The following is a 12078-nucleotide window of genomic DNA, read 5'->3' as shown; positions in this document are numbered from 1 at the left end:
CCAGGGCCGGGTAGTCGGTGTCGTCGAAGAGAAGGTGGTGGATGCAGGCTTCGGCGGTGATCCGTTTGCCTGCCAGCGGGCCCTCGTCGAAGAGTTCGAGCTCCCGCGTGGTGGACAGGTGCAGCACGTGCAGCCGGGTGCCGTGGCGGCGGGCGAGCGCCACGGCCAGTGACGAGGAGCGGTAGCAGGCTTCTGCGCTGCGGATCTGCGGGTGGGCGTCGAAGGGGACGGCGGCGCCATGGCGGGCGTGCCACAGGGCTTCGTTGGCGAGAATGGTGGGGGTGTCTTCGCAGTGGGCGAGGAGGAGGGTGGGCGCACAGGCGAACAGGCGTTCGAGCACGACCGGGTCGTCCACCAGCATGTCGCCGGTGGAGGCGCCCATGAATACCTTGATGCCGGCGATGCGGCGGGGGTCGGCGCTGGCGACCGCGTCCAGGTTGTGGGTGGAGGCGCCCAGGTGGAAGGCGTAGTTGGCACGGCTGCCGGCGGCGGCGAGGGCGCGCTTGGCGTCCACGGCGGCCATGTCGAGGGTTGGCGGGCGGGTGTTGGGCATGTCCATGAAGCTGGTGATGCCCCCCGCGACGGCCGCGGCCGACTCGCTGGCGATGCAGCCTTTGTGGGTGAGTCCGGGCTCGCGGAAGTGCACCTGGTCGTCGATCATGCCGGGCAGCAGCCAGGCTCCGGCGGCGTCGATCTCGACATCTGCGCTGCGGTCGATGGCTCCGGCGATGTGCGCGATGCGGCCGCCGGCGACGAGCAGGTCAGCGTCGGTGATCCGGCCTTCGTTCACCAGCCGGGCGTTGCGGATGAGGATGTGTCGGGGCATGGTCAGAACTCGTTCTGCAGCTTCTTGTACCCCTGGACCAGGGAGTGGTTGGTGCGCACGACGTCTTCCGAGAACTCGGTGGCCTGGGCGGTGACCCGGGGCATGGCGGCCAGATCGGTGTGGGGGCCGATGCGTTCGGTGGAGGGCACGTAGAAGCCGGCGGGCAGGTCGGCGCCGTCCACCACCGCGTTGTGGCGCACCACGCAGCCGTCGCCGACCCGGCAGTTGAACAGCACGCTGTTGAAGCCGATGAAGACCCGGTCGCCGACCGTGCACGGACCATGCACGATGGAGCGATGGGCGATGGAGCTGTGCTGTCCGATGGTCACGGCGGCGCCGGACTTGGAGTGGATCACCACCCCGTCCTGGATGTTGGAGTGGGCGCCGATATGGATCGGCTGCATATCGCCGGTCTCGTCCACCTCGTCGGCACGGATCACCGCGTAGGGGCCGATGAAGACGTTCTCGTCGACGATGACCTTTCCGCACAGGATGGCGGTCTGGTCCACATAGGCGGTTTCGTGGATCTGCGGCAGGTCGCCGCGGGGGTTCTTGCGGATCATGGCAGGGGGCAGGGGTGGAGGGCTTCCGGGGCCTCCCGGTGCGAGGGCGGCCGGGCTTCCCGGGAGAGGCGTTCGATGATGGCGGCGAGTTCGAGGCGGCCCAGATCGGCACCGTCGTGGGCGCGCAGGGTGGCGCAGCCGGCGTGCTGTTCCCGCTCGCCGACGATAATCAGGTAGGGCACCTTCTGCAGGGTGTGCTCGCGGATCTTGTAGCCGATCTTCTCGTTGCGTAGATCGGCAGCGGCGCGGATGCCCGCCTGCTTCAGCGCCCTGGCGAGGTGCTGCGCGTAGTCGCCCTGCGCCTCGCTGATGTTGAGGACCACGGCCTGGCGTGGGGCCAGCCACAGGGGGAAGAGGCCGCTGTAGTGCTCGATCAGGATGCCGGTGAAGCGTTCCAGGGAGCCGAACAGAGCCCGGTGCAGCATGACCGGGCGCTGGCGCTGGTCTTTTTCATCGATGTAGTGGATGTCGAAGCGCTCGGGCAGGTTCAGGTCCACCTGCAGGGTGCCGCACTGCCAGTCGCGGCCGATGGCGTCACGCAGCACGAACTCCAGCTTGGGGCCGTAGAAGGCGCCTTCGCCGGGGTTGACCCGGTAGGCGATGCCCATCCGTTCAAGGGCGCCCGACAGGGCAGCCTCCAGGGCGTCCCAGGTGGCGTCGTCGCCAATGCGCCGGGCCGGGCGGGTGGACAGCTTGACGGCCACCTCATCGAAACCGAAATCCCGGTAGATGGCGAACACCAGGGCGATGCTGCGGGCGCACTCGTCCTGCATCTGGGCGGGGGTGCAGAAGATGTGGGCGTCGTCCTGGGTGAAGTGGCGCACCCGCAACAGGCCGTGCAGGGCGCCGGAGGGCTCGTAGCGGTGCACCTTGCCGAACTCGGCCATACGCAGGGGCAGGTCGCGGTAGCTCTTGATGCCCTGGGCAAACAGCGAGACGGCGCCGGGGCAGTTCATGGGCTTGAGGGCAAACACCCGCTCGTCCTCGGTGGTGGTGGTAAACATCGCGTCGCGATAGTTGAACCAGTGGCCGGAGGTCTCCCACAGCCCCCGGTCCATCACGTCCGGGGTGTTGACTTCGATGTAGTCCGCCTCGTCCTGGCGTGCCCGCATGTAGGCGATCAACTGCTGGAAGAGGGTCCAGCCCCGGGCGTGCCAGAACACCGATCCCGGCGCGCTGTCGTCGAAATGAAAGAGGTCGAGCTGGGCGCCGAGCTTGCGGTGGTCACGCTTGCCGGCTTCCTCAAGGCGGGTGAGGTAGGCGGCGAGGGCTTTGGTATCGGGCCAGCAGGTGCCGTAGATGCGTTGCAGCATGGCCTTCGTGGCGTCGCCGCGCCAGTACGCGCCCGCCACCTTGGTCAGCTTGAAGGCTTTGAGTCGGCCGGTGGAAGGCACGTGGGGGCCCCGGCACAGGTCCTCGAAGTCGCCCTGGCGATAGAGCGACAGGGACTCGCCTTCCGGGATGGCGTGGATCAGCTCCGCCTTGTAGTGCTCGCCCTGCTGTTCGAAGTGGGCAATGGCCTCGTCACGGGGAAGTTCGCGCCGGGTGACGGGCAGGTCGGCGGCGGCCAGTTCGTGCATGCGGGCCTCGATCAGTGACAGATCGTCGGGGGTGAAGGGGCGCTCGAAGGCGAAGTCGTAGAAGAAGCCCTCTTCGATGACCGGGCCGATGGTGACCTGGGCGCCCGGGAACAGTTGCTTCACGGCCATGGCCAGCAGGTGGGCGCAGGAGTGACGCAGGATCGCCAGGCCTTCGGGGCTGTCCTGGGTGATCAGACTGAGCCGGGCGTCCCTGTCGATGCGGAAGCTGGTATCGACGGGGCGGTCATCGACACAGCCGGCGAGGGTGGCCCGGGCGAGGCCGGGGCCGATGGCGGCGGCGACGTCGGCCACGGTGAGCGGGTGCGCAAACGTGCGCTTGCTGCCATCAGGCAGGGTGATGCAGAGCATGGTGCGTGAGCCTGGTAGGAGAAGGGGGTGAAGGGGGTGAAGGGCGGGGCAGCGCGACGACGATGAGCGGCCGGTGCTTGCCGAGCTTCCTCGAGCGGGTGGCGGTGGATCAGCCCGCGAGGGGCTGGGGGGCGTCGAGCAAGCCCGAGAAGCCCGCCTCGATCTGCGCCCGGGGCAGGTCCTGGACGATGAAGACAAGCCGGCTGCGGCCGTCGTCAAAGGGCGGCATGGCAGGCCATGCGGGCAATTGGATGGGCGGGTAGGCCATGTCGTGAACACCCTGGACCACCCAGGGGCGCGTATCGCCCGTGACCTTCAGCAGCCCCTTCACCCGCAGGACCTGGTCGCCACAGGTGTCGAGAAGTCGGCTCAGGCTGTCGATGAAGCGCACCCAGGGCAGAGGCCGGTCGAAGACCAGGGTGAAGCTCTGGACGCTGCCGTCGTGGGGGGCGTTCAAGGCGGGCGCTGTCCGCGGTGTGTAGCGGATGCCTGTCGCGGCGGGCGGCGCAAGCCAGCGGACCACGTCGGGCACCTTGCCGCCCGGGTCATAGAGGCCGCAATCGATGATGGCCGAGGCGGCCACCTCTCCGCCGGAGACGTGAATCCGGCTTGCCCCGGAGTTGAGGGCGGCGAGATCCTGCTCCAGCGACGCGAGCTCGACACCGCCTGCCAGGTCGCACTTGGTGATCAGCAGGCGGTCGGCCATGACGACCTGGCGCAGGGCTTCCCGATGACGCTGGATCTGGTCGCGGCCGAAGACCGCGTCCACCGCCGTGATGACCCCATCGAAACGGAAGCGTTCGGCGACGAAGAAATCGTTCATCAGTGCCTGGATCACCGGCACGGGATCGGCGAGGCCGGTGGTTTCGATGACGACCCGGTCGAATACCGGAACCTCCTTGCGCAGGGCGCGCAGGAACAGATCGGCCAGACTGCGGGTCAGCTCGCTTTTGACGGTGCAGCACAGGCAGCCCGAGTCCAGGATCAGGACGTTTCCGTCGACGCGCTCGACCAGATGGTGGTCGATGCCGACGGCGCCGAATTCGTTGATCAACACGGCGGCCCGGGCCATCTCCGGCTGGCGCAGGAGATGGTTCAACAGGGTTGTTTTGCCTGCACCAAGAAAGCCGGTGAGCAGGGTGATGGGAATCCTGGGGTCGTGCGCCTCGTGTTCATCCATGGGTTTGCTCCTGGCTGGCGAAGGCCCAGCGGGGGAAGGGGTCGGGTAGCCGCGTCCACTCAGCAGGGCGGCTGGCGTACTCGGCGTCGTTCAGCAGGCAGGCGTCCAGGCGGGCGCGGAGGGCGGCCTCGTCCATGTCGATGCCGATCAGGACCAGCTCCTGCTGGGCGTCGCCCACGGCGTCGTCCCAGCGGGCCCGGATGGCGGCCAGGCCTTCTTCGTCCTGGGGCCAGCGCTCCCGCGGTACGGCGGCCCACCACAGGCCGGCCAGCTCGTGGCGGACCACCGCCCCGGCCTGGGACCAGCTGCCCACCATGGTGGGGCGGCTGGCCAGCCAGAAGTAGCCCTTGGAGCGGACCACCCCGGGCCACTCCTGGTTGATCCATTCGTGGAAACGTTGGGGGTGGAAGGGGCGCCGGGCCCGGTACACAAAGCTGGTGATGCCGTACTCCTCGGTTTCCGGCACATGCTCGCCGCGCAGTTCGGCCAGCCAGCCCGGCGCTTCGGCCGCGGCGGCGAAGTCGAAGCGCCCGGTGTCGAGGATGCGTTCCAGGGGCACTTGGCCGAAGCGGGCGCGGACGATCTCGGCGCGGGGATTGAGGTTCTTCAGCAGGCCTTCCAGGCGCTCCAGCTCGGCTGCGTCCAGCAGGTCGGTCTTGTTGAGGACGATGACGTCGCAGAACTCCACCTGATCCACCAGCAGGTTCACGACGGTGCGCTGATCTTCTTCGCCCAGGCTCTCACCCCGGTCGGCCAGGTAGTCGGTGGAGCCATAGTCGCGCAGGAAGTTGAAGGCGTCGACGACGGTGACCAGGGTGTCAAGACGGGCGATGTCGGACAGGCTGACGCCGTTCTCGTCCCGGAAGGTGAAGGTTTCCGCCACTGGCAGCGGCTCAGAGATGCCGGTGGATTCGATGAGCAGATAGTCGAAACGACCCTCCGCTGCCAGGTGGCGGATCTCCACCAGCAGGTCTTCGCGCAGGGTGCAGCAGATGCAGCCATTGCTCATCTCCACCAGCTTCTCCTCGGACCGGGACAGCTCGGCGCCGCCCTCGGCCACCAGGCGGGCATCGATGTTGACCTCCGACATGTCATTGACGATGACTGCCACCTTGAGGCCTTGCCGGTTGTGCAGGACGTGGTTGAGGAGGGTGGTCTTGCCGGCACCGAGGAAGCCGGACAGGACGGTGACGGGCAGTCTGGCCCGGGAGGACGGGGTCATGGGGTCTCCTTGTGGGAAATCGGGGTGGATAGGGCCGGGAGTGGGGCGTCGAGGACTTCGACCCGGTCACCGCGCACGCCGTTGTAGAAGCAGCTACGCCGCCCGGTGTGGCAGGCGCCGCCCAGTTGGTCCACCTGCAGCAGCACGGCGTCGCCGTCGCAGTCGAAGCGGACATCGACGACACGTTGCCTGCAGCCCGAGGTCTCGCCCTTGCGCCACAGGCTGTGCCGGGAACGGGACCAGTAGCAGGCCTGGCCGGTGCTCAGGGTTTCCACGAGGGCGGCCCGGTTCATCCAGGCCAGCATCAGCACCTCACCCGTGTCGTGTTGCTGGGCAATGGCGGCGATCAGGCCGTCCGGGGTCCAGGGAAGGCTGTCGAGCACGGCATCAAGGGGGAGCTGACTGCCGGGAGGGGCGGACTCAAGTCGGGTTAACATGGCGTACTGACAATCTGCGGGGTTGCAATGTTATAACATTGCATCGCCCCCTGTGTGAATTGCCCCATGAATAGTGCCGCCCCTTCCCCAGACGCTGTCGAAACCGGTTTCCTTGATCGGGCCGAGGTGAGCTGTCGCAGCCGTGGCGCCAGTCTGACCCCCATCCGGCGTCTGGTACTGGCGCTACTGTTGCGGCACCCCCGCGGGTTGAAGGCCTACGATCTGCTGGAGCGGATCAAGGCAGACAAGCCGGGCGCCTCGCCTCCGACGGTCTATCGGGCACTGGACTTTCTGATTGAGCAGGGGCTGGCCCACAAGGTCGGGCGGATGAACCTCTTTGTGGCGTGCAGTCAGCACTGCCACCAAGCGCAGATGCCGGGGCTTTTCCTCGTCTGCCCCCGTTGCAATGGGGTCACCGAACTCCAGGATGATGCCGTGATGAAGGCCCTTGCGGCCAGTCTGGCGGCGGCGGGGCATCGGCTCGAGAGTCCGGAGGTGGAGATCGGTGCGGTGTGCCCTACCTGTCGCGATATGCCGTGACGGGTCGTCTCGGCGGCTTACAATGCGCCTCCGTCCTCTGCTCGAAGCCTGCCGTGCCTGCCGCCGAGACTCCCAACGTCCTCGTTCTGCCCAGCCCCTTCTTTTCCGATGGGGATACGATCCGGCTCCTTGAGCCTGCCGATTGCGACACCCGCGCGGTGCTCGGCCAAGTGGTCTCCGGGGCCTATGACAAGCCCTTCATCATTGACGACGGCACCACTCGCAGCCTGCATTTCTCCTTGTCCCTGATCCAGAGCACCATGAGCCTGAAGGATCCCTTCGCCCTGGAACTGGACTACACCCAGGCGATGATGAGCTTCCTGCTCTTCCTGCCCAAGCCGCGCCACATCCTCATGCTGGGGCTGGGGGGCGGCTCGCTGGCCAAGTTCTGCTATCGGAATGTGGGGTCGGCGCGCATCACGGTGGTGGAGATCGACCCCCGGGTGATTGCCTTTCGTGACCAGTTCGAGCTCCCACCCGACGATGAACGCCTGCAGGTGCGGGAGGGTGACGGGGCCGACGCGGTGATCGAGAGCGGGGGGTGGAGCGAGCGGCCGGACGTGATCGTGATGGATGCCTTTGATCGCCATGGCATCTCCGGTTCGGTGAACTCCAGATACTTCTACCAGACGGTGCATGATGCCCTTGCCGGGCGGGGTGTGATGGTGGCCAATCTGGCTGGCGAGCGGCTTGACCGGGCGGCCCATCTGGCGATGATCGCCGAGGTTTTCGATGATCGGGTGCTGACGATGTCCCTGGCGGACGGCAACGACATCGTTCTGGCCATCCGCGCCCCCGGTTTTGCCCCGCGCTGGCGCGAGATCGGCAACCAGGCCAAGGCACTGCGGCAGCGCACCGGGCTGGATTTTCCGAAGTTTGCCGAGCGTCTCGAGCGCAGCCGACGCCTGCGCTACGCGTGATCCCGGGCCAGGGCGGGGCTGGCGAGTTCGATGCGTTGCCCGCCGCGCCGCTTGGCCCGCAGCATGCGGGCGTCGGCAATGCGCAGCAGCCCATCGCCATTCTCGGCATCGTCGGGAAAAGTGGCGATGCCGAGGCTGGCGCCCAGGGCGCTGCGCGGTGAAGGCTGGGCCAGGGGCTGATGCAGGAGGGACAGGATCTTGGCGGCCACGGGTTCGGCGGCGCCCGCACTCTCCAGCTCCGGCAGCAGGATCGCGAAGGCGTCGCCCTCGAGTCGTGCCACCGTATCGCAGGCGCGCACACCATGGCGCAGGCGGTCGGCTACTTCCACGAGAATCCGGTCTCCGGTGCCATGGCCGGCCAGATCGTTGATGCGCTTGAAATCGTCCACGTCCACCAGAATGACGCCAATGCGCGCCTGGTAACGCTGGGCCCGGGCGATGGATTGTTCCAGTCGGTCCATCAGCAGGCGGCGATTGGGCAGGCCGGTGAGCGGATCGTGGTAGGCCAGGAAGCGGATGTGTTCCTGGGCGCGGATACGTTCCGTCACGTCGCTGGCGATGCCGTGGTAGCCGAGGAAGCTGCCATGTTCGTCGAATCGCGGGGTGCCGCTGAGCTGCAGGCGGCGTGGTGCATGGCTGCCATCGGGTGCTTCCACCTCCAGATCGCGGAAGGCCTCCCGCTGCTCGAAGGTGCGCCGCAGCGCCCCATGTGCCGGACGGGGGCCTTGTCCGCCGACGGGGAACTGCCACCACTTGCGGCCGATGTGCCGCTCCAGTCCGTCCATGTTGGAACCCGACTGGAGGGTGATCTGCATCAGACGGTGCTGGTTGTCGGTCTGCCAGTACCAGTCGGCGCTCTGGCCGAGAAGGGCGAACAGTTGCTCATGGGCCAGGGTGGCGCGGGTTTCGGCCTCGATCCGATCGGATATGTCGCTCGCCGCCCAGACGATCCGCGTTGGAGTGTTGCTGCCTTCGACCCGCCGGCCGGAGAGTTCGGCCCAGAACTCGCTGCCATCGGCCCGGCGCAGGCGCGTCACGCTGCGATAGGGTTCTCCCCGGCCCAGAGCGTCGATGGCGGAGCGGGCGTGCCGACGCCATTCCGTGCGATTGGCGAGACAGGCGTCCAGACGTCGGATTGGAAGCTGGGTGTCGGTCACCTGCATCAGATCGGAGAAACGCCGGTTCCAGTGCTGGATATAGTGCCCGTGGGCCAGGACGAGGGCTTCATCGGTATTGTCGAGCAGGAGCCGTTGGACATCGGATCGCTGGCTGGCTGTCGTCTCGACGAAAACGGCACCCCGATGCAGGAGCGCCAGGAGGTCATTCAGGCTCAGGGCGAAAAGCACGAACACCCCGACGAAGACGCTGGCGTGGGGCAGGGTGGCAGGCGGGTTGACCACCGTCTGGATGAACAGGGGGAGCTGCACGGCTGTCACGAACACTGCGCAGGCACTGCGGCTCCCGAACAGGACGCCGGCGCCGGCAAGGGTGACGCCCCCAAGGGCCATGAACAGGAAGGCCTGGGCCTGGGCGCCCGCTTCGTAGGGGCCGATCAGGGTGAGGCAGCCCCAGGCCCCGCCGCCGATCACGGAGACTGCCGAAAAGAGGTAATGGCGCAGCAGGGGGTCGTGGATGGGGGTGCCGGGGCGTGTCAGTTGTGTCCGGCCGGCCAGGCCGGCGAGGAGGAATTGCGCCGCGCTGGTACCCACCCACCACACCAGGAGCAGCCAGGGTGCGTCAACCTGGGGCCAGAGCCCGATCAGTGTGACGATGCCGGCGAGCTGCCCCAGGATGTGGATCCGCCGTGCAAATGACGGCGCTGAGGACGTCCCGCCCAGATCGGTGGCGGGACGGTTGCCCTGGCTGAAGAGGGGAAGACTGCCGGATTTCATTGGAATGGTGTTGGGAGGGGAGCGGGAGCTCGTTGCACCTTAAAACCGCGGTTGATTGCTTCGGACAGTCTGGAATGCCACATATCCACAAGACTTCTCCCGATATGTTGAATTCGCCTCGGGCACGTGCGGCGCCTATTGGCGACTGCAAACACATAGAACGGCCCGGTTGCGCCAAAGCGTGCCGGTGTCGCCGGCGTGGTCAGTACCTTCTGGGGCGTACCGAATCACTGCGACAATGTGGGTTACTGGGGAAAAGCCGATTCGTGACTTGATTATCCGGGGGCATTGCCGGAAGCGGAATATGCCGAAAGTCATAGATTTTGCGGTCGGTTTTGGTAAGTGATTGATTCATTGGAATTTGTATATTTTTGTTAAATGGAAAAGGCATGAGGAATGACGCGGCGGATGCGCCGACGGTTCCACCCGTCGGGCGATTTGCCCCATCGCCAAGTGGGCCCCTGCATTTCGGCTCGATGGTGGCGGCTCTTGGCAGCTGCTTGTCGGCACGGAGCCGGCAAGGTCGCTGGCTCTTGCGTATCGAGGATGTGGACACGCCGCGCAGCGTTCCCGGTGCGGCGGACGGTATCTTGCGGACCCTTGAAGCCTTTGGCTTTGTCTGGGATGGCGAGGTGGTCTGGCAGAGTCGGCGCACAGCCGCTTACCGGGAGGCTTTCGGCCGCCTGAAAGCGGATGGGCAGCTCTTCGGGTGCGCGTGTACCCGCAAGGAGATGGCTGATTCCGGCCTGGCCCGGGATGGCACGCGCCGCTACCCGGGTACCTGCCGAGCGGGGCTGCCGGCCGGCCGCGAGGCCCGTGCCTGGCGTCTGCGGGTGCCGCCGGGCCGGATCGCCTTTCCGGACGGCATTCAGGGCCGGATCGAAGAGGATGTATCCGCCGATGTGGGGGACTTCGTGTTACTGCGCGCCGACGGCCTTTTCGCCTACCAGCTGGCAGTGGTGGTGGACGATGCCGAGGCTGGGGTGACAGAGGTGGTCCGGGGGGCGGATCTGCTCGACTCGACGGTGCGCCAGATCGTGCTCCAGCGCCTGCTGGCCTTGCCCACGCCGTCCTACGCACACCTCCCTGTGGCCACCAACGGGGCGGGGGAGAAGCTCTCCAAGCAGACGCTGGCCCGCAGCGTGGAAGGGGTGCCGCCCGCCCGGGTGCTCGTGGATGCCCTTCGCTTCCTCGGGCAGGCGCCCCCGCCCGGGTTGGCGGATGGCGACCTCAGCGATGTCTGGCAATGGGCCTTGCGGAATTGGTCGCTGGCACGGGTTCCGTCCTGCCGCGCGGCGCCATGCCCCGCTTACGCCTGAGCGGCGCAGTAAAGCCTGCGCCAAGCATCGAGGGCGCCGGGTAGATCATCAATGGACTCGAAAACCGTGATGCCCGGGAGTTTCCTGGCGGCCCCCTGCAGGGCCGCGCCGCCCGCCCATAGACTGACCTGCTCCGGCAGCCCGCTGCGCAGGGTGCGCAGGCCATCAATGGCCTGGCGGGCCGGGTAGGCCGAGCTGAAGGAGACGGCCACGATGTCGAAGCGCCCGCTGGCGGCCGCGTTGCGGATGTCCTCAAGGGGGGTCTGGGTGCCCAGAGAGACGCAGCAGGCGCCTTCCGGCGTGAGGGTTGCCTCCACCATCAACAAGCCGAGCGCATGCTGTTCCTCGGGGAAGGTGGTCAACATCACCACCGGCCGGCCGCTGCGCAGGGCGGCGTGGGCACTGATTGCGGCCCGCAGGATGTTCTGGATCTGCTCCGTGTAGAGATGCTCTTCGGGTACCTCCAGCTCTCCGCGCAGCCAGGCGTCACCCACCACGCGGTTGAGGGGCGCCACCACCTCGCTGACAAAGCGCTGCAAGCCGAGTTTCATCAGTAGTTGCTGCAGGGTGCGCCGCAGATCCTCATGGAGGTGCAGGCGCACGAACTTGAGGATGGCCGCGAACTGCGCGCAGCGCTCCGGATCGCCGCCGTCACGGGGCTTGCCGATTTCGTCGAGCATGCCCACCAGGGCCTGCACATCGAGGCCGATGATCTTCGCCGGGCGCAGACCCTGATCAATCAGGCGCCGGATCAGGCGCAGCTTGTCCACCTGCTCCAGCGGATAGGTCCGCTCCCCATTGGCGTCCCGCGCGGGCTGCGGGAAACCGTAGCGACGTTCCCAGACGCGCAGGGTGTCCTTGGCCAGGCCGGTGTCGCGCTCCACTGCGGCGATGGGCAGACCGGTTGCTTGGAGAGGTGTGTTCATATTTTGTCCTGGACAAAATGTTGACATTGCGAATATTTGGTTCTAGTGTAGGGATGTGTCTATCAATTGTCTAGGACAAACATCATGAACACATCCCGCGTCGAGACACCCTCCGGCCTGATCACCACCATGCTGTTCATGGGGGCGGTGGCCTTCGGTGTTCAGCACATGGCCGCTCAGCCACACGTCTTCGAGAGTCCGCTTGCTCAGGCCGCGTCGGAATCCAGCGCCTTCCCTGTCCAGGACGACGATCTTGATGTGAAGATCTTCCTGCACCAGAACGCCGGTCTCTGAGCGGGGAAGA

11 protein-coding genes and 1 pseudogene are annotated in these 12078 nt (G+C 66.8%); 4 read left to right on the top strand and 8 right to left on the bottom strand.

Annotation, left to right across the window (positions count from 1 at the left end; genetic code table 11):
* From J0L98_RS14060 to hisI, 6 genes and pseudogenes are all read right to left on the bottom strand, one after another.
* A pseudogene (locus J0L98_RS14060) lies at positions 1 to 826 on the bottom strand (amidohydrolase family protein); the annotation flags it as partial.
* A gap of 2 nt (positions 827 to 828) precedes the next feature.
* A complete protein-coding gene (locus J0L98_RS14055) occupies positions 829 to 1389 on the bottom strand; it encodes a carbonate dehydratase (RefSeq protein WP_296412398.1) in 561 nt (186 codons plus the stop codon).
* Positions 1386 to 3338 (bottom strand): threonine--tRNA ligase, encoded by a 1953-nt coding sequence (thrS, locus tag J0L98_RS14050; RefSeq protein ID WP_296412397.1) that lies wholly within the window; start codon positions 3336 to 3338, stop codon positions 1386 to 1388. The genes J0L98_RS14055 and thrS overlap by 4 nt, the downstream gene beginning before the upstream one ends.
* 109 nt (positions 3339 to 3447) lie before the next feature.
* Complete coding sequence (locus J0L98_RS14045) at positions 3448 to 4518, bottom strand: GTP-binding protein (RefSeq protein WP_296412396.1); 1071 nt, start codon at positions 4516 to 4518, stop codon at positions 3448 to 3450.
* On the bottom strand, positions 4511 to 5740 hold the full coding sequence (gene zigA, locus J0L98_RS14040; protein WP_296412395.1) for a zinc metallochaperone GTPase ZigA: 1230 nt from the start codon (positions 5738 to 5740) through the stop codon (positions 4511 to 4513). The genes J0L98_RS14045 and zigA overlap by 8 nt, the downstream gene beginning before the upstream one ends.
* Positions 5737 to 6177 (bottom strand): phosphoribosyl-AMP cyclohydrolase, encoded by a 441-nt coding sequence (hisI, locus tag J0L98_RS14035; protein ID WP_296412394.1) that lies wholly within the window; start codon positions 6175 to 6177, stop codon positions 5737 to 5739. The genes zigA and hisI overlap by 4 nt, the downstream gene beginning before the upstream one ends.
* A 66-nt stretch (positions 6178 to 6243) precedes the next feature.
* Here hisI and J0L98_RS14030 point away from each other — a divergent pair, with 66 nt between their 5' ends.
* Positions 6244 to 6717, top strand: coding sequence for a transcriptional repressor (locus J0L98_RS14030; protein WP_296412393.1), 474 nt, complete (start codon positions 6244 to 6246; stop codon positions 6715 to 6717).
* Between the two features lie 53 nt (positions 6718 to 6770).
* Positions 6771 to 7637, top strand: a complete 867-nt coding sequence (locus J0L98_RS14025) for a fused MFS/spermidine synthase (RefSeq protein ID WP_296412392.1) — start codon at positions 6771 to 6773, stop codon at positions 7635 to 7637.
* Here J0L98_RS14025 and J0L98_RS14020 read toward each other — a convergent pair.
* Positions 7628 to 9529, bottom strand: coding sequence for a diguanylate cyclase (locus J0L98_RS14020; protein WP_296412391.1), 1902 nt, complete (start codon positions 9527 to 9529; stop codon positions 7628 to 7630). The two genes, J0L98_RS14025 and J0L98_RS14020, sit on opposite strands and share 10 nt — an antisense overlap.
* Before the next feature lie 389 nt (positions 9530 to 9918).
* Here J0L98_RS14020 and gluQRS point away from each other — a divergent pair, with 389 nt between their 5' ends.
* Positions 9919 to 10848 carry a tRNA glutamyl-Q(34) synthetase GluQRS gene (gene gluQRS / locus J0L98_RS14015; protein WP_296412390.1) on the top strand — a complete coding sequence of 310 codons (930 nt, stop codon included), beginning with the start codon at positions 9919 to 9921 and terminating at the stop codon, positions 10846 to 10848.
* On the opposite strand, the gene J0L98_RS14010 is transcribed toward gluQRS, so the two are convergent.
* A complete protein-coding gene (locus tag J0L98_RS14010; protein ID WP_296412389.1) occupies positions 10839 to 11774 on the bottom strand; it encodes a MerR family transcriptional regulator in 936 nt (311 codons plus the stop codon). The two genes, gluQRS and J0L98_RS14010, sit on opposite strands and share 10 nt — an antisense overlap.
* 84 nt (positions 11775 to 11858) lie before the next feature.
* On the opposite strand from J0L98_RS14010, the gene J0L98_RS14005 reads away from it, so the two are divergent.
* On the top strand, positions 11859 to 12068 hold the full coding sequence (locus J0L98_RS14005; protein WP_296412388.1) for a hypothetical protein: 210 nt from the start codon (positions 11859 to 11861) through the stop codon (positions 12066 to 12068).
* Positions 12069 to 12078: the final 10 nt, after the last annotated feature.

The sequence above is a fragment of the Zoogloea sp. genome (genome assembly GCF_017302315.1).
In the GTDB taxonomy this organism is placed as follows: domain Bacteria; phylum Pseudomonadota; class Gammaproteobacteria; order Burkholderiales; family Rhodocyclaceae; genus Zoogloea.
The sequence above is the reverse complement of the archived record's forward strand: the minus strand, read 5'-3'. Positions and strand labels throughout refer to the sequence as shown.

Bases quoted from the DNA above. Each gene is read 5' to 3' on its own strand.
- J0L98_RS14020 (WP_296412391.1), bottom strand. From the start codon at position 9,529: ATGAAATCCGGCAGTCTTCCCCTCTTCAGCCAGGGCAACCGTCCCGCC.
- J0L98_RS14030 (WP_296412393.1), top strand. From the start codon at position 6,244: ATGAATAGTGCCGCCCCTTCCCCAGACGCTGTCGAAACCGGTTTCCTT.
- thrS (WP_296412397.1), bottom strand. From the start codon at position 3,338: ATGCTCTGCATCACCCTGCCTGATGGCAGCAAGCGCACGTTTGCGCAC.
- J0L98_RS14005 (WP_296412388.1), top strand. From the start codon at position 11,859: ATGAACACATCCCGCGTCGAGACACCCTCCGGCCTGATCACCACCATG.
- J0L98_RS14010 (WP_296412389.1), bottom strand. From the start codon at position 11,774: ATGAACACACCTCTCCAAGCAACCGGTCTGCCCATCGCCGCAGTGGAG.
- zigA (WP_296412395.1), bottom strand. From the start codon at position 5,740: ATGACCCCGTCCTCCCGGGCCAGACTGCCCGTCACCGTCCTGTCCGGC.
- hisI (WP_296412394.1), bottom strand. From the start codon at position 6,177: ATGTTAACCCGACTTGAGTCCGCCCCTCCCGGCAGTCAGCTCCCCCTT.
- gluQRS (WP_296412390.1), top strand. From the start codon at position 9,919: ATGAGGAATGACGCGGCGGATGCGCCGACGGTTCCACCCGTCGGGCGA.
- J0L98_RS14045 (WP_296412396.1), bottom strand. From the start codon at position 4,518: ATGGATGAACACGAGGCGCACGACCCCAGGATTCCCATCACCCTGCTC.
- J0L98_RS14055 (WP_296412398.1), bottom strand. From the start codon at position 1,389: ATGATCCGCAAGAACCCCCGCGGCGACCTGCCGCAGATCCACGAAACC.